The organism is Pseudomonas sp. D2002, assembly GCF_013385735.1.
In the GTDB taxonomy this organism is placed as follows: Bacteria; Pseudomonadota; Gammaproteobacteria; order Pseudomonadales; family Pseudomonadaceae; genus Aquipseudomonas.
On record NZ_JACAPL010000023.1, the window covers coordinates 152,531 to 173,756 of the forward strand.

At 60.5% G+C, this 21,226-nt stretch carries 25 protein-coding genes; 14 read left to right on the forward strand and 11 right to left on the reverse strand.

The window, feature by feature from the left end:
- Together HX783_RS28155 and HX783_RS28160 are read left to right on the forward strand one after the other, a co-directional pair.
- Positions 1-1,326, forward strand: a complete 1,326-nt coding sequence (locus HX783_RS28155; RefSeq protein WP_177019039.1) for an acyclic terpene utilization AtuA family protein — start codon at positions 1-3, stop codon at positions 1,324-1,326.
- The gene (locus HX783_RS28160; RefSeq protein ID WP_177019040.1) at positions 1,323-1,643 is read left to right on the forward strand and encodes a hypothetical protein; all 321 of its coding nucleotides are present in this window, start codon (positions 1,323-1,325) and stop codon (positions 1,641-1,643) included. Before HX783_RS28155 ends, HX783_RS28160 begins: the two co-directional genes overlap by 4 nt.
- 145 nt (positions 1,644-1,788) lie before the next feature.
- Here the strand turns inward: HX783_RS28160 and HX783_RS28165 are convergent, their stop codons facing one another.
- The 5 genes from HX783_RS28165 to HX783_RS28185 all read right to left on the reverse strand — a co-directional run bounded on the left by HX783_RS28165 (position 1,789) and on the right by HX783_RS28185 (position 4,573).
- Positions 1,789-2,160 (reverse strand): glutathione S-transferase N-terminal domain-containing protein, encoded by a 372-nt coding sequence (locus HX783_RS28165; protein WP_177019041.1) that lies wholly within the window; start codon positions 2,158-2,160, stop codon positions 1,789-1,791.
- A 102-nt stretch (positions 2,161-2,262) separates the two neighbouring features.
- A complete protein-coding gene (gene folE, locus HX783_RS28170; RefSeq protein ID WP_003442011.1) occupies positions 2,263-2,808 on the reverse strand; it encodes a GTP cyclohydrolase I FolE in 546 nt (181 codons plus the stop codon).
- A gap of 78 nt (positions 2,809-2,886) precedes the next feature.
- Positions 2,887-3,444: a Smr/MutS family protein gene (locus HX783_RS28175; protein ID WP_017137833.1), complete on the reverse strand. Its 558-nt coding sequence runs from the start codon at positions 3,442-3,444 to the stop codon at positions 2,887-2,889.
- Positions 3,445-3,519: 75 nt separating this feature from the next.
- The gene (locus HX783_RS28180; RefSeq protein ID WP_159958494.1) at positions 3,520-3,840 is read right to left on the reverse strand and encodes a hypothetical protein; all 321 of its coding nucleotides are present in this window, start codon (positions 3,838-3,840) and stop codon (positions 3,520-3,522) included.
- A gap of 142 nt (positions 3,841-3,982) precedes the next feature.
- A complete protein-coding gene (locus HX783_RS28185) occupies positions 3,983-4,573 on the reverse strand; it encodes a cysteine hydrolase family protein (RefSeq protein WP_159958493.1) in 591 nt (196 codons plus the stop codon).
- A gap of 239 nt (positions 4,574-4,812) precedes the next feature.
- Here HX783_RS28185 and prmB point away from each other — a divergent pair, with 239 nt between their 5' ends.
- Positions 4,813-5,721: a 50S ribosomal protein L3 N(5)-glutamine methyltransferase gene (prmB, locus tag HX783_RS28190; protein ID WP_106576533.1), complete on the forward strand. Its 909-nt coding sequence runs from the start codon at positions 4,813-4,815 to the stop codon at positions 5,719-5,721.
- Positions 5,722-5,862: 141 nt separating this feature from the next.
- Here the strand turns inward: prmB and HX783_RS28195 are convergent, their stop codons facing one another.
- Entirely contained in the window at positions 5,863-6,669 is an 807-nt protein-coding gene (locus HX783_RS28195; protein WP_177019042.1) for a hypothetical protein, read from the reverse strand.
- A 99-nt stretch (positions 6,670-6,768) separates the two neighbouring features.
- On the reverse strand, positions 6,769-7,731 hold the full coding sequence (locus HX783_RS28200) for an alpha/beta hydrolase (RefSeq protein ID WP_159958487.1): 963 nt from the start codon (positions 7,729-7,731) through the stop codon (positions 6,769-6,771).
- 143 nt (positions 7,732-7,874) lie between these two features.
- Between HX783_RS28200 and aroC the strand changes: the two genes are divergently transcribed.
- The 4 genes from aroC (at position 7,875) to HX783_RS28220 (ending at position 11,193) form a co-directional block, all read left to right on the forward strand.
- Positions 7,875-8,966 carry a chorismate synthase gene (gene aroC, locus HX783_RS28205; RefSeq protein ID WP_177019043.1) on the forward strand — a complete coding sequence of 364 codons (1,092 nt, stop codon included), beginning with the start codon at positions 7,875-7,877 and terminating at the stop codon, positions 8,964-8,966.
- Positions 8,967-9,024: 58 nt separating this feature from the next.
- Positions 9,025-10,188, forward strand: coding sequence for an MFS transporter (locus HX783_RS28210; protein ID WP_177019044.1), 1,164 nt, complete (start codon positions 9,025-9,027; stop codon positions 10,186-10,188).
- Positions 10,185-10,715 (forward strand): acireductone dioxygenase, encoded by a 531-nt coding sequence (locus tag HX783_RS28215; RefSeq protein WP_177019045.1) that lies wholly within the window; start codon positions 10,185-10,187, stop codon positions 10,713-10,715. The genes HX783_RS28210 and HX783_RS28215 overlap by 4 nt, the downstream gene beginning before the upstream one ends.
- Positions 10,716-10,923: 208 nt before the next feature.
- The gene (locus tag HX783_RS28220) at positions 10,924-11,193 is read left to right on the forward strand and encodes a response regulator transcription factor (protein WP_159958479.1); all 270 of its coding nucleotides are present in this window, start codon (positions 10,924-10,926) and stop codon (positions 11,191-11,193) included.
- Positions 11,194-11,254: 61 nt separating this feature from the next.
- On the opposite strand, the gene HX783_RS28225 is transcribed toward HX783_RS28220, so the two are convergent.
- Positions 11,255-11,533, reverse strand: coding sequence for a DUF3509 domain-containing protein (locus tag HX783_RS28225; RefSeq protein WP_048721059.1), 279 nt, complete (start codon positions 11,531-11,533; stop codon positions 11,255-11,257).
- Between the two features lie 395 nt (positions 11,534-11,928).
- Between HX783_RS28225 and HX783_RS28230 the strand changes: the two genes are divergently transcribed.
- The 5 genes from HX783_RS28230 to HX783_RS28250 all read left to right on the forward strand — a co-directional run bounded on the left by HX783_RS28230 (position 11,929) and on the right by HX783_RS28250 (position 17,797).
- Positions 11,929-13,755, forward strand: a complete 1,827-nt coding sequence (locus HX783_RS28230) for a long-chain-acyl-CoA synthetase (protein ID WP_177019046.1) — start codon at positions 11,929-11,931, stop codon at positions 13,753-13,755.
- Positions 13,756-13,881: 126 nt separating this feature from the next.
- Entirely contained in the window at positions 13,882-14,397 is a 516-nt protein-coding gene (locus HX783_RS28235) for an ankyrin repeat domain-containing protein (RefSeq protein ID WP_177019047.1), read from the forward strand.
- Positions 14,398-14,438: 41 nt separating this feature from the next.
- Positions 14,439-14,969, forward strand: coding sequence for a hypothetical protein (locus HX783_RS28240; protein WP_159958475.1), 531 nt, complete (start codon positions 14,439-14,441; stop codon positions 14,967-14,969).
- 67 nt (positions 14,970-15,036) lie between these two features.
- Positions 15,037-15,228: a PLDc N-terminal domain-containing protein gene (locus HX783_RS28245; protein ID WP_177019048.1), complete on the forward strand. Its 192-nt coding sequence runs from the start codon at positions 15,037-15,039 to the stop codon at positions 15,226-15,228.
- A 481-nt stretch (positions 15,229-15,709) separates the two neighbouring features.
- Positions 15,710-17,797, forward strand: a complete 2,088-nt coding sequence (locus HX783_RS28250) for an LTA synthase family protein (protein WP_177019049.1) — start codon at positions 15,710-15,712, stop codon at positions 17,795-17,797.
- A 54-nt stretch (positions 17,798-17,851) separates the two neighbouring features.
- Here HX783_RS28250 and HX783_RS28255 read toward each other — a convergent pair whose 3' ends face one another.
- Positions 17,852-18,004, reverse strand: a complete 153-nt coding sequence (locus HX783_RS28255) for a DUF3309 family protein (RefSeq protein WP_003236711.1) — start codon at positions 18,002-18,004, stop codon at positions 17,852-17,854.
- Positions 18,005-18,332: 328 nt separating this feature from the next.
- On the opposite strand from HX783_RS28255, the gene HX783_RS28260 reads away from it, so the two are divergent.
- A complete protein-coding gene (locus HX783_RS28260; RefSeq protein WP_177019050.1) occupies positions 18,333-19,148 on the forward strand; it encodes an SDR family oxidoreductase in 816 nt (271 codons plus the stop codon).
- 283 nt (positions 19,149-19,431) lie between these two features.
- On the forward strand, positions 19,432-19,623 hold the full coding sequence (gene csrA, locus HX783_RS28265) for a carbon storage regulator CsrA (RefSeq protein WP_159958467.1): 192 nt from the start codon (positions 19,432-19,434) through the stop codon (positions 19,621-19,623).
- A gap of 7 nt (positions 19,624-19,630) precedes the next feature.
- Here csrA and HX783_RS28270 read toward each other — a convergent pair whose 3' ends face one another.
- The gene (locus tag HX783_RS28270) at positions 19,631-19,858 is read right to left on the reverse strand and encodes a YheU family protein (RefSeq protein WP_003192759.1); all 228 of its coding nucleotides are present in this window, start codon (positions 19,856-19,858) and stop codon (positions 19,631-19,633) included.
- Positions 19,859-19,933: 75 nt separating this feature from the next.
- Positions 19,934-21,118: an osmoprotectant NAGGN system M42 family peptidase gene (locus tag HX783_RS28275; RefSeq protein WP_177019051.1), complete on the reverse strand. Its 1,185-nt coding sequence runs from the start codon at positions 21,116-21,118 to the stop codon at positions 19,934-19,936.
- Positions 21,119-21,226: the final 108 nt, after the last annotated feature.

Here is a 21,226-nt window from a genome sequence, read left to right on the forward strand (position 1 = left end):
ATGAAAACCTTGCGCATCGGTTCCGGCGCCGGCTATTCCGGTGACCGTATCGAGCCTGCTGTGGAGTTGGCCGAACAGGGTGACCTCGATTACCTGGTGTTCGAATGCCTGGCTGAACGCACGATTGCCTTGGCGCAACAAGCACGTATCAGCGATCCGCAGGGCGGTTACGACCCGCTGCTGAGTGAGCGCATGCGCCGCGTATTGCCCTTTGTCGGGCAGCATGAGGGGCGGCGGCGTCTGCGGGTCATCACCAATATGGGCGCGGCCAACCCGGTGGCGGCGGCCATTGAAGTACGGCGGGTTGCCCTTGAATTGGGGCTGAACCTCAAGGTGGTGGCCGTGGTGGGCGATGACGTGCTGGATGTGTTGCAGCCCGAACAATTGCTGGATAACGGCCAGACCCTGGCGTCGCTGGGCGAGCGGCTGATTTCCGCGAACGCCTATTTGGGTGTCGACGGCATCCTTGATGGCTTGCGCGCCGACGCCGATGTAGTGATTACCGGGCGCGTGGCCGACCCGTCGCTGTTCCTGGCGCCGCAGATGTTTGAGTTCGGTTGGGGGGCGGATGACTGGCAGCGCCTGGGACGCGGCACTCTGGTGGGGCATTTGCTGGAATGCGCGGGGCAGGTCAGCGGTGGCTATTTTGCCGATCCGGGGTTCAAGGACGTAGAAGATTTGGCACGCCTGGGCTTCCCGCTGGCCGAGGTCAATGCTGACGGCGACGCTGTGATCACCAAGGTCGCGGGTACGGGCGGGCGCGTCAGCCGTGCGACCTGCACAGAGCAGTTGATCTATGAAGTTCACGATCCGGCGGCCTACCTGACGCCGGACGTAACCGCCGACTTTTCCCACGTGAGTTTTGTCGAGGAGGACGTTGATCGCGTGCGCGCCAGCGGTGCCGAGGGCCGCGCACGGCCTGAGCAATTGAAAGTCAGCGTCGGTTATCTGGACGGTTGGATCGGCGAAGGGCAAATGTCCTACGGTGGCCCGGGCGCTGTCGCACGAGCAGAGTTGGCGCGTGCTGTGGTACTCAAGCGCCTGGAACTGATGGGCGTAAAAATGCAGGACGTGCGCGCCGAGTTGATCGGCATGGACTCGCTGCACGGCCCACGCAGCACCGTCGAGCCCTGGGAAGTGCGCCTGCGCGTGGCCGCCCGCTGTGAAGAGCGCAGCGAGGCGGTGCGGGTCGGCAATGAAGTGGAAACCCTCTACACCAACGGCCCGTCGGGCGGCGGCGGTGCGAGCAAGAGTGTGCGGCAAGTGGTGGCGGTAGCGTCGTTATTGCTGGCGCGTAGCGCGGTCAACCCGAGGATCGAAGCATGAAACTGCACACACTGGCCCACTCGCGTACCGGCGATAAGGGCGACACCTCGAACATTTCGATCATTGCCTATCGCGCCGAGGATTACCCGCTGCTGTGCGAGCAATTGACGGCTGAGCGCGTGGCGGAGTTCTTTGCCGGGTTGCGTGAGCCGGGCGCAGCGCCGGTGCGGCGCTATGAATTGCCGAACGTGCAGGCGCTGAACTTCGTGTTGCCGGGGATCCTGCGCGGCGGCGTGACCCGCTCGCTGGCGCTGGATGCGCATGGCAAGTGCCTGGGCTCGGCCCTACTTGATCTGGACTTGGTAATACATAACTAATGTGGGAGCGGGCTTGCTGTGGCGAGCAAGCTTGCTTGCGCTGGGGTGCGAAGCGCCCCCAAAAAGCCGGCTCCAGCTGCGCTGTCGTGCGGGAGCAAGCTCCCTCGCCACAGCAAGCCAGCTCCCACATTGACCGCGGTGTTTATCAGACCGCGGCGAACCGTTTGTCCAGGTAATCGATGATCACCTTGGAATCATACATCCAGGTGGTCTGGCCATTCTCTTCGATGCGCAGGCACGGCACTTTGATCTTGCCACCTTGTTCCAGCAGGGTCTGGCGGTCTTGCGCGTTGTTCTTTGCATCCTTCAACGCCACCGGCACATTCAGGCGGTGCAGCGTACGGCGTGTCTTCACGCAGAACGGGCAGGCGTGGAACTGATACAGGGTCAGCTCCTTGGCTGCCGCATTCACCTGTGCCTGTTGTTCGGCGGGGCGCTGCTTTTTGCGTGGGCGGGTAAGGAAGTCGCCCGCGATGATGATTTGGCCGAGGCCCACTCGAAGTGCTTTGATGAACATGGCTGAAAACCTCTTGCCCATGAAGAAGGGGCCGCAGCTTACCTTAATTCTGCAGGCGAAAAAAAACCGGCGATGAACGCCGGTCTTTTCCTACGCAGCCTGTTACTTGATCAGGCTGAGGAATTCGCTGCGGGTAGCCGCGTTCTCGCGGAACTCACCCAGCATCACCGAGGTGATCATCGACGAATTCTGTTTTTCCACACCGCGCATCATCATGCACATGTGCTTGGCTTCGATCACCACTGCCACGCCCAGGGCACCGGTCACCTGCATCACGGCATCGGCGATCTGGCGGCTGAGGTTTTCCTGGATCTGCAGGCGGCGCGCATACATGTCGACGATCCGTGCGACCTTCGACAGGCCCAGCACTTTGCCGCTCGGGATATACGCCACGTGCGCCTTACCGATAAATGGCAGCAAGTGGTGTTCGCACAGCGAGTACAGCTCGATGTCCTTCACCAGCACCATTTCGCTGTTGTCAGAGCTGAACAAGGCACCGTTGGTGACTTCTTCGAGTGTCTGCTCATAGCCGCGGCAAAGGTACTGCATCGCCTTGGCGGCACGCTTTGGCGTGTCGAGCAGGCCCTCGCGGGAAACGTCCTCGCCGAGTTGGCCGAGGATCGCGGTGTAATTCTGTTCCAGGGACATGAAACTACCTGTGGGATTTTCGCAAAGCGCAAGGTTACGGTGGCGGACACATCGCTGCAAGCCTGACGATGGCACTTGTTACTCGTCGCGCCCCTCCATCATGGTGCGCTTGAGCATCACATACACCGCACCGGCGCCGCCGTGGCGGGCCTGGCACGAGGTAAAGCCGAGGACCTGGGCATGCTGGCGCAGCCAGGTATTGACGTGGCTCTTGATCATCGGCCGCTTGCCGTCCAACCGCACGGCCTTGCCATGGGTGACGCGCACGCAGCGGATTTCGAATTTGGTTGCTTCGGCGAGGAAGGCCCACAGGGTTTCGCGGGCTTTTTCGACGTTCATGCCGTGCAGGTCAAGGCTGCCTTCGAACGGGATCTGGCCGATCTTGAGCTTGCGCATCTGGCTTTCCTGCACGCCGTCGCGGGCCCACATCAGCTCGTCTTCCGGGCCTACATCGATTACGAACTGGTCCGACAGGCCATCCACGGTGGTGGCGTCGGTACGCACGGTCGCGGCCTGGCGCAGCTTGGCGATCTGCGCGCGGTCGGCCTTGGGTTTGCCGGTGTCGGCGCGGTCGTGCTTGATCGGCTTGACGCCGCGCAGCTCGTTTTTGAACAGGGAAAAATCGTCGTCTTGCATGTCAGCCTCCGCGAAGGGCGGGCAGTTTACCTAAATCGCGGCGGCCAGGGCGCAGGAAACGCTATCCAAGCGCCATCAGTCGTGCTTTTTCATCAGGTGCGACGCGATGTTCAGCGACAACGGCTGGCGCATCCGCCGACGGCTGCGACGCCACAACCACACGCCCAGCCACAGCACCAACAACCCGATGAGTAACAGGATAGCCGAGCCACCCGGGCTGGCATTCAGTTCGCCGAGTGCCGGCGAATGACCAAACAAACCGGCACCACCAGCGCCAGCCAACAGCAAACCTACAATGGCCAGCAGCGCGGCAAAGCCAGCCACCAGGCGCAGACGCCAGTTGCTCGGGCCCTTGGGGCGCAAGCGACGAGCGTCAAAACCATCGGATATCTTCATTCCGACCTTTCCTCCAGGGTATCGGCCCTTCGACCGGAAGATACACAGGTTGTTCCGGGTGGAGGGGTAAATGCGCCAAATGAAAGGGCTTTGCGGATGAGCGGGGCAATGAACATTGCCGCGCCGCTCATCAGAAGGGCGATCAGATCAGATCTTTGCTCAACGCCAGGGTGGCGAAGTTGTCGGCCATGATGGCCATTTCGGTTTGCTGCACGTGCTCGGCGCTCAGGATCCCGCCTTTGTACGGCAGGTCGCGAGTGGCGCAGGCGTCTTCCACCAGGGTGCAGCGAAAGCCCAGGTTCTTGGCCGCACGCACGGTGGTGCTGACGCTGGAGTGGCTCATGAAGCCGCAGACGATCAGGTCCAGTGAGCCAAGGTCTTGCAGGTGTTTTTCCAGGCCCGTGCCATGGAACGCGCTGGGCAGCAGCTTGCCGATGATGGTCTCGTCGCCCAGGGGCTCAAGGCCAGGAATGAATTCGCCGCGCTCGCCCTGCGGGTCGAACAGGCCGCCGACGGTGCCCAGGTGGCGCACATGCACGATCGGGCGCCCGGCGTTGCGCGCGGCCGCGACCAGTTGCTTGATATTGTCGACCGCCGCGTCCATGCCGGACAGGGCGAGTGGGCCACTGAGGTATTCCTTCTGGGCGTCGATGATCACGAGGGTCGCATGGTTCAGGTTGGCTGCTGCGTAACCGCGACCGCTGAGTTGAAACATCGTCTTTGGAACGGACATTCTGGGGCTCCTGTGAGGGGGGCTTTTGTGACATTGTCCACTGGCTGAGCGGTTCTGTGAATCGCTACCATCGTAAGGTACGCCGTTGTTGACGTGCAGCCATGTCAAGAGGTCGGCTTGTTTAACCCAATGATGGCAAATTGGATGAATTCCGACGGATGGCGGAGAGTTTTCGTACATCGAAGGGACAGGCGAAGGCTGTTAGAATCGCCAGTCGTTTTTTCCAGGAGCTTGCCCCCGTGATCACATCCCGCCTGCGCACACTGCGCGACCACATCCGATGGGCTGTCAGCCGTTTCCATGGGGAAGACCTGTTTTTCGGGCACGGCACCGACAATGCCTGGGACGAAGCCCGGCAATTAGTGCTCGGCGCCTTGCACTTGCCTTGGGAAATTGCCGACAGCTACCTGGACTGCAACCTCGAAGAAGAGGAAATCTCCCATGTGCAGCGTCTGCTGCACCGCCGTATCCACGAGCGCGTGCCCACCGCTTACTTGTTGAAGGAAGCCTGGTTCTGCGGCATGTCGTTTATTGTTGACGAGCGTGTGTTGATCCCGCGTTCACCGATTGGCGAACTGATCGAAAACCGTTTTGAACCCTGGTTGGCTCAACCGCCGGCGCGCATTCTCGACCTGTGCACCGGCTCCGGTTGCATCGGTATCGCCTGTGCCTATGAGTTCCAGGACGCCGAAGTGGTGCTGGGGGACTTGTCCTTCGAAGCGCTGGAAGTGGCTAACCAGAACATTGAGCGCCATGGCGTCGACGAGCGCGTTTACACCGTGCAGGGCGATGGCTTCGACGGCCTGCCGGGCCAGCGTTTTGACCTGATCGTGTCGAACCCGCCGTATGTAGACGCTGAAGATTTTGCCGACATGCCGGACGAATACCAGCACGAGCCGGAGCTGGGCCTGGCCTGCGGCGATGATGGCTTGAACCTGGTGCGACGGATGCTGGCCGAAGCGGCGGACCACCTGACCGAGAAAGGCTTGTTGATTGTCGAAGTCGGCAACAGCCAGGTGCACGTCGAGGCGCTGTACCCGGAAGTCGACTTTGCCTGGCTGGAGTTCCAGCGCGGTGGGCATGGCGTGTTCATGCTGACGGCTGAGCAGTGCCGGGCGCATCAGGCGGTGTTTGCCGCCCGGGTCTAACCCGATTTAGCTGAAGAAACTGGCTCTAAATGTGGGAGCGGGCTTGCTCGCGAAAGCGGTGTATCAGTAACAGGTTTATTGCCTGACACTCCGCATTCGCGAGCAAGCCCGCTCCCACATTTTCAATTGCATTCCAGCCTACTATCGGTGCGTTGCAATCCAGATCAACAACCCCGCCTGAAACACCGTAAACGCCACCAAACAGGTGATGGTAAAGCGCAACCCGCTGTCCTCACGCTTGAACTTGGTGACCTTTTCTTCTTCCTTGCGCAGCTTCACTTCCTGCTCGGCCAGGTTGTGCTCGGCCTGCTGCAGCATCTGCGCGGCTTCAAGTATCTCTACGAACTGCACCTTCTCGGTGTTCCAGCTGTCGAGTACTTCGCTGACTTTGCCCGGCTGCACGTTGCCTTTGAGGTGCTGCACATCGGCATAGGCCACATCAAAACCCTGGATACGCAGGAAGTGATCGCGGCGCAGGCGCGTGGCTTCGTTGAGTGCATCCTTGTTGGCCAGGTCCACGCCGTCGACGCGGTAGTGTGACCACTTCTTTTTCGCCCACGCCGCGCCTTGGGCGACGAGGAAGCGCCCGATGCCACGGTTGGCCGGTTCGATTTCCAGGCTGTTGCCTGGGCCGAAGTGCACGCGGTGTTTATCGTGATCGACCCAGATATCCAGGTGGTTCTGCTCGCGGCGCACCCGCTGGCCCGGCAACTGGATGACCATGCGCAACAGGCTGTGGTGTTTGTCGTGGCGCTCGGCATAACCGAACTGCACAAACCGCAACGGCCGCACGCCGGTAGCGCGGTCAGTCGCCAGGGGCGCAAGGCGCAGCATCTTGAAATGTTCGGCCTGAACGTCCGCCCACGGCAGGGCCGCCGCCTCGACGGCCTCGGTTTTTTCCGCCTGCGTGTCGGCGATAGGTTCTGGTGTAGCTTCTGTGGTTGTCATGCGGCGCGATCCTGTCCAAGCCCTGCGGGCCGACAGTCTTTTTACTGTCGACCCTGGGCTTATCGGCCGTATTTCACAGGACTGGAGGTAATTAATCGCTTAACGGGGTTGAAGTCCGTCGATAAAGCGCACGATGCGCTCACCCAACTCGGCGGCCAGCGGCAGTTTCGGGTCGTTGTAGGACGCCAATTGTTCTTTCACGTCCTTGGGCACGATGCGCATCACGTGGTTCATGCCTTCGATCACCGTCAAATGGGCATCGGGCTTGGCATTTTTCAGTTGCCGGGCATCGGCGACGCCGACCTGAATATCGTTGGTGCCCTGGATGATCAGTGCCGGCATGCGCAGCTTGGCAAAGGCGGCGGACGGGTCGGCGCGAAACAGGCTGATCAGGTACGGCTGCACGCTCGGTCGAAAAATGCCTTCCAGCGGGGCCGGCACATCGGCATCCACCTGGCCGGCCTTGAGGTGGTCGAGGATCTCATTGCTGCGCAGCAACAGGGCCGGCGGCAGGTGGTCGGCCAGTTGCTGGCGGATCACCTGGTCCACCGGCCGCGCGCTGCCGGACAGCGAAATCACTCCGGCCGGGTCCAGCTGCGGCGCGGCGAGGGCGGCGACCAGCGCGCCTTCGCTATGGCCCAGCACAATCAGCGGGCCCATGCGGCTGTCGGCCTTGAGCAGCTTGCCCCAGGCCACGGCGTCGGCCACGTAGGCGTCCAGCGTCAGGTTGCGTTCGTCGGGGGTGGCAGCGAGGCTGGCGGCCACGCCGCGCTTGTCGTAGCGCACGCTGGCAATGTTATGCCGGGCCAGCACCCAGGCCAGGCGCTTGAGGCTGTCGTTGCGTGCGCCGTCGGCACTGTTGCCGTTACGGTCGGTGGGGCCGGAGCCGGCGATGATCAACACCACCGGCACGGGCTTGTCGGATTTAGGCAGCAAAAGTGAGCCAAACAGCTCGCCGCTGCCGGTGTCCAGGCTGATCGGCCGTTGCAGGACGACAGGGGAGGCGGCGAAGCCAAGGCTGGAAAACAGGGTGAGGGTCAAAAGCAGAACTCGCAGCATCATCGCGCCATCATCAGGAAGGTGCCGGTTGGACAGACGTCTACCGGTAAGGTTTCGAGGATGAACTACTCGGTTAGCCTGCGTATACTGGCCGCCTTAAGTTATTACGGTTGACTTGATTCAACTGATTTCACGGAGCGCCCTGCATGTCCGGCAATACCTTCGGCAAGCTGTTCACTGTCACCACCGCGGGCGAAAGCCATGGCCCGGCGTTGGTCGCCATTGTCGACGGCTGCCCGCCAGGCCTCGAGCTGTCCCTGGACGACCTGCAGCGTGACCTCGACCGCCGCAAGCCCGGCACCAGCCGTCACACCACCCAACGCCAGGAGCCCGACGAAGTCGAGATCCTCTCCGGCGTGTTCGAAGGCCGCACCACCGGTTGCGCCATCGGCCTGCTGATTCGCAACACCGACCAGAAGTCCAAAGACTACTCGGCGATCAAGGACCTGTTCCGCCCGGCCCACGCGGACTACACCTACCACCATAAATACGGCGAACGCGACTACCGTGGCGGTGGCCGCAGCTCGGCGCGCGAAACCGCGATGCGTGTTGCCGCCGGCGCTATCGCCAAGAAATACCTGGCCACCCAAGGCATCGTGGTGCGTGGCTACATGAGCCAGCTCGGCCCGATCGAAATCCCGTTCAAGACCTGGGACAGCGTCGACGATAACGCGTTCTTCAGCCCCGACCCGGACAAAGTGCCGGAACTGGAAGCCTACATGGACCAGTTGCGCCGCGATCAGGACTCCGTCGGCGCCAAGATCACCGTGGTTGCCGAAGGCGTCAAACCCGGTTTGGGCGAGCCGATCTTCGACCGCCTCGACGCCGAACTGGCCCACGCGCTGATGAGCATCAACGCGGTGAAGGGCGTGGAGATCGGCGCCGGTTTTGCCTGTGTCTCACAGCGCGGCACCGAGCATCGCGATGAACTGACCCCGGAAGGTTTTCTCAGCAATAACGCGGGCGGCATCCTTGGCGGTATTTCCTCGGGCCAACCCATTGTTGCGCACCTGGCGCTCAAGGCGACGTCAAGCATCACCACGCCGGGCCGTTCGATTGATGTGCACGGCAACCCGGTGGATGTGATCACCAAGGGCCGCCACGACCCATGCGTGGGCATCCGTGCCACGCCGATTGCCGAGGCGATGATGGCCATCGTGTTGATGGATCACCTGCTGCGCAACCGTGGGCAAAATGCCGATGTACGCGTGACTACACCGGTACTGGGCCAGCTGTGACGGCTTATCGTGGCGAGGGAGCTTGCTCCCGCTGGGCTGCGCAGCAGCCCCATACACAATGACCCCAGCGCTCCCGTACTGGCGCCTCTCCAGCTTCTACCTGTTCTATTTCGCCCTGCTCGGGGCGACCGCGCCGTTTCTGGCGCTGTACTTCGACCACTTGGGGTTCTCCAGCGCGCGCATCGGTGAGCTGGTAGCCATCCCCATGTTGATGCGCTGCGTGGCGCCGAACCTGTGGGGCTGGCTCGGCGACTACACCGGCCGCCGCCTGGCCATCGTGCGGTTTGGCGCGGTGTGCACCCTGGCCAGCTTTTCGCTGATTTTCATCAGCAAGACCTACGCCTGGCTGGCCCTGGTGATGGCATTGCACGCGTTCTTCTGGCACGCGGTGCTGCCGCAGTTTGAAGTGATCACCCTGGCGCACCTGCACAAACAGACCTCGCGCTACAGCCAGATCCGCCTGTGGGGCTCCATCGGGTTCATCCTCACCGTGGTGATCATGGGGCGCCTGTTCGACTGGCTGAGCCTGGACATTTACCCGGTGGTGGTCGTGGTGATCATGGCCGGCATCATCGGCGCCAGCCTGTGGGTGCCGACTGCGCAACCGGTGAGCCACGGCAATCGCCTGGCCGGTGACGGTTTCCTCAAGCAATTGCGCAGCCCCGGCGTACTGGCGTTTTATGCCTGTGTGGCGCTTATGCAAATGAGCCATGGCCCGTATTACACCTTTCTCACCCTGCACCTCGAACACCTGGGCTACAGCCGTGGCGTGATCGGCATGCTCTGGGCCTTGGGCGTGGTCGCGGAAGTGCTGATGTTCCTGGCCATGAGCCGCATCCTCACGCGTTTTTCGGTGCGTCGGGTGTTGCTGGCGAGTTTCCTGTTGGCCGCCATACGCTGGCTGCTGCTGGGCTCATTCGCCGAATTTTTCTGGGTGCTGCTGCTCGCGCAAGTGATGCACGCGGCCACCTTCGGCAGCTTTCATGCGGCAGCGATTGCCTTTGTACAACGCAGCTTCGGTGATCGCCAGCAAGGCCAGGGCCAGGCGTTGTATGCCGCACTGGCCGGCACCGGCGGCGCGTTGGGCGCGTTGTATGCCGGTTATAGCTGGAACCTGTTGGGGCCGACGCTGACGTTCAGTATCGCCAGCGTCGCGGCGCTGGCTGCCGCCATTATCATTGGCCTTCGATTGCAAGAGCCGAATAAAGGAACCGAGCAATGAGTTATGTCGCTGTTTACCCCGTCGCCACGCCCGATACCCCGAACAAGGTCCTGACCCATTTGGACGATATCGCCGCGTGCCTCGCCGAGCACGGCGTGCGGTTTGCGCGCTGGCAGCCGGCGCCTGTCGAGAAGGGCGCCAGCGACGCTGAAATGATCGCGGCCTACCAGCCTCAGATCGACGCCCTCGGCTACGGCTCCGTGGAAGTGCTCAGTGTGACGGGCGAGCATCCGCAAAAAGCCGAGCTGCGCGCGCAGTACATTGATGAGCGCCGTTACAGCGAAGACGAAGTGCGTTTCTTCATCGCCGGCCAGGGGCTGTTTTGCGTGCACGTAGGCGAGTACGTCTATGCCATACGCTGCGAGAAAAATGACCTGCTGGTGATTCCGGCCGGAATGCCACATTGGTTCGACATGGGCGAAAATCCGCACTTCGTCACACTGCGTTTGTTCAATACAGCTAAAGGCGCAGTGCCTGAATTTACCGGCGACGGCATCGCTGCCGGTTTCCCGGGTCTGGACGACTAAGCACAGATATTTAAACTTTCCACTCAGGTAAGTTGGCATTTACTGTGGGAATTGGCTTAGTTATTTGTAGGCTGTAGCTGTTTATGCAGCGTCTCCTGCTTTCAGCCCATTCGGTATGTAACTCTCTCCTTGTTCGATGTTTATATCACCTGTCAATAGCAGGAATCCGAAAGGTGATATGGAATCCATGACTAAAGGAGAGAGATCAATGAGTGGCCGAGAGGACTCGTGTCGTACGCCGGATACCGTGCCCGTGGTCGTCAGAAGGCGCCTGAGCTTGGGGGGCAAGCCTCTTACCCCGACTGAGCTGGAAATTCTGCGCTGGGCCTCGGAGGGCAAGACCGTCTGGGAAATCAGCCAGATTCGCGCCACGTCAGAAGCCACGGTGAAATTTCACCTGCGCAACATCTACGGCAAGTTGGAAGTCACCAACCGCGTACAGGCTATGAATGAGGCCAGCCGCCAGGGATTGTGCTGAAACCACACAAAAAAGGGCCGCGACGCTCAACGGCGTCGCGGCCCTTTTTCATTGGGGTGATTTACGCCGAATGGTAAGTCGGCAGCGCAAAGCGATTCTGGCTTTGCAGCATCGAAATCTGTGGCAGGTCGCTGGCTTGTTCGGCCAGGTCGCGGCGGATGGCGCTGATCACCCAAGTCAGTTGGTCAGCGGTGTGCAGCTGTTGATACGAAATCGAACGCTTGACCTGTTTGCCTTCGCTGTTGCGCAGGGTCAACAGGATACCGCCGTCTGGGCGCGGCTGAGTGGTGACGTCGTATTGGGAGAATACAGAAGCGAATTTATCTTGGATCAGGCTCATGTCTATCAGCTCCGTTGGCTCAAGTTGGCAAGCATGGAGTGATAGGTGCAGTGATTGTGCCAGTATTGGGTTTGATAAAAAAACGTTATAAATCAGTAGCTTAAAAAAATTTGGAATTTTCAGTTTCGTGCAAAATGCATGAATGGCCATCGTGCATCCTGCATTTTGCGCTATCGGGCCTCGCCGTTTCAGGCTGCCCTTACCGATAAAGACTCTTGATACGGCGCACAATTCCATTTTTGTCGGGCATTGGGCCGGGATACAAAACATTTCAAATCCCACGTGTACAGCCGAAGAACCTCAGGCGTATTTTTCCGCAAGGCATTCGGTCTCCTGCCTACAGGCCCGACGCCGTTTCTGGATCAGACGAAGAATAAGAAAAAGGACGTTCCTCCATGAGCCATCAGCAAGACGACATGATCACCTGGGGCAAGATGCTGCGGAAGGTGCCCGCGATTGTTCGGGCCCTGCCGCGCGTGGTGCGCGGCATGCGCGCCGCGAATGTCACCGACCCCGAGCAGCCCTGCGGCCTGGGTTGGCACTTTGAACAGGCCACCCTGCGTAACCCTGACGGCGCTGCGTTGTTATATGGCGACAGCGTGCTCAGCTACCGCGACGCCAACGGGCGCGCCAACCGTATTGCCCATCACTTGCACGAGCAGGGCATCGGCAAAGGTGACGTCGTTGCGCTGTTTATCGAAAATCGCCCCGAATTGTTGTTGCACGTGCTGGCCGTGGCCAAGCTGGGTGGCATCTGCGCCATGCTCAACACCTCGCAAACCCAGGCGGCGCTGGTGCACAGCCTGAACCTGGTGAGCCCGGTGGCCATTGTGGTGGGCGCGGAACTGGTGGCTGCCTACACGGTGGTGCGTGATCAAGTGCAAATTCCGGCGGACAAGACCTGGTTTGTCGCCGATCAACACGCCGGCGCTGTGCCTGAGGGTTACATCGACCTGACGGCGGCGAGTGCCGAATGCCCGGTGGACAACCCCGCCAGCACTGGGCAAATCTTCTTCAACGACCCGTGCTTCTACATCTACACCTCCGGCACCACCGGTTTGCCCAAGGCCGGGATCATGAAACACGGGCGCTGGACCAAGACCGCCGTCAGCTTCGGCAGTATCGCCCTGGACATGGGCCCGCAAGACGTTCTTTATTGCACCTTGCCGCTGTACCACGCCACCGGCCTGTGCGTGTGCTGGGGCTCGGCGATTGTCGGGGCGTCGGGGTTTGCCATCCGGCGTAAGTTCAGCGCGAGCCAGTTCTGGGACGACGCGCGCAAGTTCAAGGCAACCACCTTGGGCTATGTCGGTGAGCTGTGCCGCTACTTGCTCGACCAGCCCGCCAGCGCCCAGGACCTGGACAACAGCGTGACCAAGATGGTCGGCAATGGTCTGCGCCCCGGCGTTTGGGCGCAGTTCAAGCAACGCTATGGGGTTGAACATATCTGTGAACTGTATGCCGCCAGCGACGGCAATATCGGCTTCACCAATGTGCTGAATTTCGACAACACCATCGGCTTCTGCCTGCAACACTGGGCCTTGGTGGACTACTCCCATGAGACCGGTGAGCCGATTCGTGGCGATGAGGGTTTCATGCGCAAAGTACAAACGGGCGGGCAGGGGTTGCTGCTGGCCCGGATCGACGAAAAGTCGCCGTTCGACGGCTACACCGACCCGGAAAAAAACCGCAAGGTGGTGCTGACCGACGTCTTCGAGAAGGGCGACCGTTACTTCAACACCGGCGACTTGTTGCGCAGCATCGGCTTCGGCCATGCGCAATTCGTCGACCGCTTGGGCGACACCTACCGCTGGAAGGGCGAAAACGTCTCGACCACCGAAGTGGAGAATGTGTTGCTGCAACACCCGCAGATCGCTGAAGTGGTGGCCTACGGTGTCGAGATCGAAAACACCAATGGCCGCGCCGGCATGGTTGCCATCACGCCAAGCGAATCCTTGGCCTCTTTGGATATGCGCGAACTGTTGCAATTCGCCCACGGGCAATTGCCGCACTATGCGGTGCCGCTGTTCCTGCGCATCAAGGTGAAGATGGAGACTACTGGCACCTTCAAGTATCAGAAAGTGCGGCTTAAGGAGGAGGCCTTCGACCCGGAAAAGGCCGGCAATGATCCAGTGTATGCGTGGCTGCCGGGCTCGGATTGCTATGTGCCGGTTACGGGGCAACTGTTGACGCAGATTCAGGGTGGGCACTTTCGCTATTAAGGGCAGCGCTATTAAGAGCAGCCTTATTGATTCTGCCTATGGCCGCTTTTGGCAAAAAAGCCATGACAGTGGGGAACTCCGTCGCGACACTGGGCGCCTATAAAGCATTCAGACAAGGAGCCCCATATGTCAAACGAGCCTAAACAAATGACCGAAGACGAAGCCGCCGAATTTGCCGAGCAAGTTTTCGACGTGGCCCGCAGAGGCGATGCCGCCATGCTCGCCGCACTGCTGGCTAAGGGCTTGCCGCCCAACCTGCGCAACCACAATGGCGACACCTTGCTGATGCTTGCGGCCTACCATGGCCACGCCGACGCAGTAAAAGTGCTGCTGGAATTCAAGGCTGACCCGCAAATCGCCAACGACAAGAACCAGCTGCCAATGGCCGGTGCGGCGTTCAAGGGCAACCTGCCAGTGGTCAAGGCGCTGATCGAAGGCGGTGCGCCGGTCGATGCGGCCTCTTCGGATGGGCGTACGGCGTTGATGATGGCGGCGATGTTCAACCGCACCGAAATGGTCGACTACCTGCTCAGCCAGGGCGCCAACCCCAAGGCCACCGACGCTCAGGGCGCGACTGCACTGGCAGCGGCTCAGACCATGGGCGCGGCGGATACGGCGGCGAAGTTGCAGAAACTGGTGTAGGCTACGCGCCCTCGAAAACCAGTTCGCCACAGGATCACCCCATGAAAACCGCCCTCGTCGAACTCATCAGTAAAATCAGCGCCGGCGTCATGGGCGAGGACGAAGTGGCGCGCATTGCCGAGGAAGCGGCCCAGGCCTACGCCGACCCGGCAGCCTTTCTGGCGGCCAACCCGGATATCAACTACGACGACACCTTCCCGATTCCTCTGGGGGAGTGGGTTGTCGTCGGTAGCCTGCCGGACACCGTGCTGTTCCAGGCCGACACCTATGGCGACCTGTTTGCGCAGATCGTCGCGTCGTTCGGCCCGGGCGTGGCGTTCAACCTCAAGCCCAAGCAGCTGGCCAAGACCGAAGACCTCACTGCGCTGAACCGCATCCAGATCCAGATGAGCGCGCTCAGCCCGGAAGACGGCGGCTACGTGCTGCTGAACTTCAGCCAGTTGCTGGACGACGAGATCCAGGCGGTGCTGGTTTACGGCAATGACTTACCGCGCGTTTTGGAACTGTGTGCTGAAGTCGGCATCAAGGCCGAGCCATCCCTGGAAGCGCTGCGAATCGCCGTACATGTCTGAAATAAAACGGAACCCCCGTCAGGCCTGACTATCCTACAAGTGCATGCCCTCACTTAGGAGCGACACCATGGGTTCCACTTTTAATAGCTTGATTGGCCTGATCATTCTGGTACTGGATATCTGGGCGATCATCAACGTGTTCAAAAGCGGCGCAAGCACCGGCGCCAAGGTGCTGTGGATTCTGTTGATCCTGCTGTTGCCGGTACTGGGCCTGATCATCTGGGCGATTGCAGGGCCACGCGGTAACGTGCGGGTCTGACGCCACCAGTGTTCACTCATATCCTGAGTGGGCACAGTAAATGTGGGAGCGGGCTTGTGTGGGAGCTGGCTTGCCTGCGATTGCATCACCGCGATGTAGTCAATAAACCGCGGTGCCTGCATCGCGGGCAAGCCCGGCTCCCACACAAGCCTGGCCTCCCATACAAGCCCTGCTTCCACACATTCCAGCTCCCACATTGGTTTTAGATACATCCATAAGATTTGTGTCGAAACTATTCGCTGCACAGAATTTTCACATCTTTTCCAAGACAATCCGCCGGTTTACGCCTGCGCCAAGGCACTTGTTCAAGTGTCATTAAAGGCAGGGCGACGGCGCACGTTCAGTAATTAATGGCGTTGATGCCATTGATCGGGCACCATTTGCGCCACCGCGTTAACCGCCTACCCCAGCCAGCCTGGGCGAGGGACGGACGCCACTGCATTTTTTCGCAACTTAAACTTCCAATGGGTCCTGAAACGACATGGCAAACCCGGACGCCCTGAGTCAGCAGCGAGCTTCTAATCGCCTGCTGCAACCGACCGTCAAATCCCATCTGGCGTACACGCTGCTTTGCGCACTGGTCATGATGGTGATGTTCTCCCTGCTGCGCCTGGCGCTGCTGGTCTACAACCGCGAGATGATCCTCGACACGCCGGCCTCGACCTTCTTGGAAGCGTTCGTTAACGGCACGCGCTTTGACATCCGCTTCGTGATGTACGCGCTGGTCCCGCTGCTGCTGGCCCTGTTCAGCGTTCGGGCCATGGCGGCGCGCGGGTTCTTCCGTTTTTGGCTGACCGTAGCCTCCAGTATTGCCCTGTTCCTGGGCTTGATGGAGATGGACTTCTACCGCGAATTCCACCAGCGCCTCAACGGCCTGGTCTTCCAGTATGTAAAGGAAGACCCGAAAACCGTGATGAGCATGCTCTGGTACGGCTTCCCGGTGGTGCGTTACCTGCTGGCCTGGGCCGTGGGCACGCTGATCCTGAGCATCGCCTTCAAGGGCGCTGACCGTGCGACGCGCCCACGTGGCCCGTTCAGCGGCGGCAGCATCGGCACACGCCAGGTTGCACCGTGGTACACGCGCATCGCCGTTTTTGTGGTGTGCCTGCTGATTGCCGTGGTCGCCATCCGTGGCACCCTGCGCCAGGGCCCGCCGCTGCGGTGGGGTGACGTCTACACCACCGAATCGAACTTCGCCAACCAGTTGGGCTTGAACGGCACCTTGTCGCTGATCGCCGCCGCCAAGTCGCGCTTTTCCGAGGAGCGTTCGAACATCTGGAAAGCCACCCTGGACCAACCGCTGGCCACCCAGACCGTGCGCGACATGCTGGTGTTGCCGCAAGAAAAGCTGGTGGATACCGCCACCGCCGCCGTGCGCCGTGACTACACGCCACCGGCCGAGAAGACCCTGCCGATCAAGAACGTCGTCGTGATCCTGATGGAAAGCTTCGCCGGTCACTCAGTGGGCGCCCTGGGCCGCCCAGGCAACATCACGCCGTACTTCGACAAACTGTCCAAGGAAGGCTTGCTGTTCGACCGCTTCTTCTCCAACGGCACCCACACCCACCAGGGCATGTTCGCCACCATGGCGTGCTTCCCGAACCTGCCGGGCTTCGAATACCTGATGCAAACCCCGGAAGGCAGCCACAAGCTGTCGGGCCTGCCGCAGTTGCTCAGCGCGCGCAAGTTTGACGACGTGTATGTCTACAACGGCGACTTCGCCTGGGACAACCAGTCAGGCTTCTTCAGCAACCAGGGCATGTCCAACTTCATCGGGCGTAATGACTTCGTCAACCCGGTGTTCTCCGACCCGACGTGGGGCGTTTCCGACCAGGACATGTTTAACCGTGGCCTGGAAGAGTTGAAGGCCCGCGAAGGCGGCAAGCCGTTCTACGCACTGCTGCAAACCCTGTCCAACCACACGCCGTATGCGTTGCCGACGCCATTGCCGGTCGAGAAAGTCACCGACCGTGGCAGCCTCAACGAGCATTTGACGGCCATGCGTTACTCCGACTGGGCCCTGGGCCAGTTCTTTGAAAAGGCCCGCAAAGAGCCGTACTTCAAAGAAACCCTGTTCGTGATCGTGGGTGACCACGGCTTCGGCAACGAGCAGCAAATCACCGAAATGGACTTGGGCCGCTTCAACGTGCCGATGCTGATGATTGCACCGGGCATGCAGGAGAAGTTCGGCGAGCGTGACCACACCGTGGGCACTCAGATCGACATCGTGCCGACCATCATGGGCCGCCTCGGTGGCGACACCCTGCACCAGTGCTGGGGCCGTGACCTGCTGAACCTGCCGGAAGGCGACAAGGGTTTTGGCGTAATCAAGCCATCGGGCAGCGATCAGACAGTGGCCCTGGTCACCGCAGACCGCATCCTGGTTCTGCCCAAGGAAATGCCACCGAAGCTGTGGGAATACGAACTGGGCGCTAACCCGACCGGCAAAGTGATTCCCGAGTCACCGGACGAAGCGGCGCTTAAGCAGAAGCTTGAGTCGTTCCTGCAGACCGCCACCAAGAGCCTGTTGGATAACACCGCCGGTGTGATTGACGGCAAGCCGGACTAAGTATCCGAGCATAAAAAAAGAGGCCTCATTGAGGCCTCTTTTTTTATGCGGGTTTTATATCCGACCGAGCAACAACAGCACCACCAATACCACCAGGACAACGCCCAGGATACCCGACGGGCCATAACCCCAGTTACGCGAGTGCGGGAAGACTGGCAAACCGCCTACCAGCAGCAGGATCAGGATAATGATCAGAATGAGGCTCATGGTTTTTTTCCTTATAGGCCTTCTGCAAAGACCGGTTATTAAACAATAGGCCGTCATTTAAATACGGACGCCTTATTAACTCCGACTCTACCGGCGCGCAGAAAATTCCCTGGTTTTTTAAAGCATTTTGCAAACTTGCTTATTTCTTTTAATGCGATCGCAAATACAGTGATTTAGTTGAAAAAGATTGAACTTACGCTATAAGTCGCTCTCCCACCGGGCCTCGGGTTTGCCCGAGTCATTCATCAACTGGATGGTGCGTGGGTGCAGGAAAAACCTTCGCTACACTGCCGATCACTTCTTCCGTGAACCACAAGGCAACTTTCCTATGCAAAACCGCATGATGATCACCGGCGCCGGGTCCGGCCTGGGTCGCGAAATCGCGCTGCGCTGGGCCCGCGAGGGTTGGCAGCTGGCCTTGTCGGACGTCAGTGAGCCGGGGTTGCAGGAAACCCTCAAGCTGGTGCGCGAGGCGGGGGGTGATGGGTTTATCCAGCGCTGCGACGTGCGTGATTACAGCCAGCTCACCGCGTTTGCCCAGGCGTGCGAGGTCAAGCTGGGAGGCGTTGATGTGATCGTCAACAATGCCGGCGTTGCCTCGGGCGGGTTCTTCGCCGAGTTGTCGTTGGAGGACTGGGATTGGCAGATTGCAATTAACCTGATGGGCGTGGTCAAGGGCTGCAAGGCGTTCCTGCCGCTATTGGAGAAGAGCAAGGGCCGGATTATCAATATTGCCTCGATGGCGGCCCTGATGCAGGGGCCGGCCATGAGCAACTACAACGTGGCCAAGGCGGGCGTGGTGGCGTTGTCGGAAAGTTTGCTGGTAGAGCTTAAGCAGCAGGAAGTCGGCGTGCATGTAGTGTGCCCGTCGTTTTTCCAGACCAACTTGCTCGATTCGTTTCGCGGGCCGACACCGGCGATGAAGGCGCAAGTGGGCAAGTTGCTGGAGAGTTCGCCGATTTCGGCGGCTGACATTGCTGACTATATTTACCAGCGAGTGGCTGAAGGCGAGTTTATGATTTTGCCCCATGAGCAGGGGCGGATGGCGTGGACGTTGAAGCAGAAGAACCCGCAGTTGCTGTATGACGAGATGACGGTGATGGCGGACAAGATGCGCGCCAAGGCGCAGGCCGTTAAGGGCTGATGATCGTTCCCACGCTGATCGTTCCCACGCTCCGCGTGGGAATGCCGCCCCGGACGCTCTGCGTCCCGCTGCAGGTGACGCGGAGCGTCACCGGATGCATTCCCACGCAGAGCGTGGGAACGATCTAACACGATCAAACATTCGTCGTCCCTCCAGTCAATTACATGTCTGTCAGGCAAATTACCGGCTTGCGTAGGCCCGGCCTGATTTAGCGACGAGCCATTGTCGCCCCCCATTCAAGCGCGCATGTTCAAGGTCCTGTCACTCCAAAAGGACAACCGCCATGCTGGTCTTAAGCCGCGCCGTAGGCGAAATCATCTCTATCGGCGATGACATCGCCTTGCACATCCTTGAGCTGAACGGATCCCAAGTGAAGTTCGGCATCCAGGCCCCTGCAGGGGTCAATGTGCACCGCGCCGAGGTGTATCAGAAAATCCTCGAGCGCCAAGCCACGCAACCCCAAACCAACCCGTAGAACAGCCTCAGTCGAACAGGTGCTTGGGCACGTCGTGCTTGAGCATCAACTGGCATTGTTCGCTTTCAGGGTCGAACACAATCAGCGCCTGGCCCTTGGTCAGTGCCTGGCGCACGCGCAGTACGCGGGTTTCCAGGGGCGTGTCATCGCCATTGTCGGTGCCGTCGCGCGTGACGAAGTCTTCGATGAGGCGGGTCAAGGTGTCGACTTCAAGTGCGTCGTAGGGAATCAGCATACAAGCCTCAGAGGTAGAATCCCGGCGATGCTACTGCGCCGGGATCGTCGTGACCAGTATCAGGTGTTGCCAGGGTCAGGACTTCTGACCGACCAGGCTGTCCACCGACGGCACGCGGGTGTCGCTCTCCATCTGCGTTTCGTGCTCGATCTGATGGCTGAACCTGTCCAGCGAGCCCTGGGCCGGTTGTGCATCGCTGGCAAACACCGGTGGGCTGAGGATGTACGCACCCAGCAGGCGACTCAACGCTGCCAGACTGTCGATATGCGTACGCTCGTAGCCATGGGTCGCATCGCAACCGAACGCCAGCAGCGCCGTGCGGATATCGTGGCCGGCGGTCACCGCCGAATGCGCATCGCTGAAGTAATATCGGAACAGGTCGCGACGCACCAGCAGGTCGTTTTCCGAGGCCAAACGCAGCAAGTGGCGAGACAGGTGATAGTCATACGGCCCGCCGGAATCCTGCATCGCCACGCTTACCGCGTGCTCGCTGGAGTGCTGGCCGGGGGCGACCGGGGCGATGTCGATGCCGACAAACTCACTCACATCCCAAGGCAGGGCGGCGGCGGCGCCACTGCCGGTTTCCTCGGTGATGGTGAACAACGGGTGGCAGTCGATCAGCAAGGGTTCGCCGCTGTCGACGATGGCTTTGAGCGCGGCGAGCAGCGCGGCGACACCGGCTTTATCGTCCAGGTGGCGCGCGCTGATATGCCCGCTCTCGGTGAACTCGGGCAGCGGGTCGAATGCCACGTAGTCGCCAATGCTGATGCCCAGCGAATCGCAGTCGGCACGCGTGGCGCAGTAAGCGTCGAGGCGCAATTCCACGTGGTCCCAGCTCACCGGCATTTCATCCACGGCGGTGTTGAACGCGTGCCCGGAGGCCATCAACGGCAGCACGCTGCCACGGATCACGCCGTTATCGGTAAACAGGCTGACGCGGCTGCCTTCGGCAAAACGGCTTGACCAGCAGCCGACGGGGGCGAGGGTCAGGCGGCCGTTGTCCTTGATTGCACGCACGGCGGCGCCGATGGTGTCCAGGTGCGCAGACACCGCACGGTCCGGGCTGTTTTTCTGGCCCTTGAGGGTGGCGCGAATCGTCCCGCGCCGGGTCATTTCAAAGGGAATGCCCAGCTCTTCGAGGCGCTCGGCGACGTAGCGCACGATGGTGTCGGTAAACCCGGTAGGGCTGGGAATGGCGAGCATTTCCAGCAGGACTTTTTGCAGGTAGTTGAGGTCCGGTTCGGGGATGGTTCGAGTCATGGAAACTCCTGATGGGGTGAGGGCGATCGTTCCCACGCTCAGCGTGGGAATGCCTCAAGGGACGCTCTGCGTCCGCTCTTGTGACGCTGAGCGTCACGGGCTGCATTC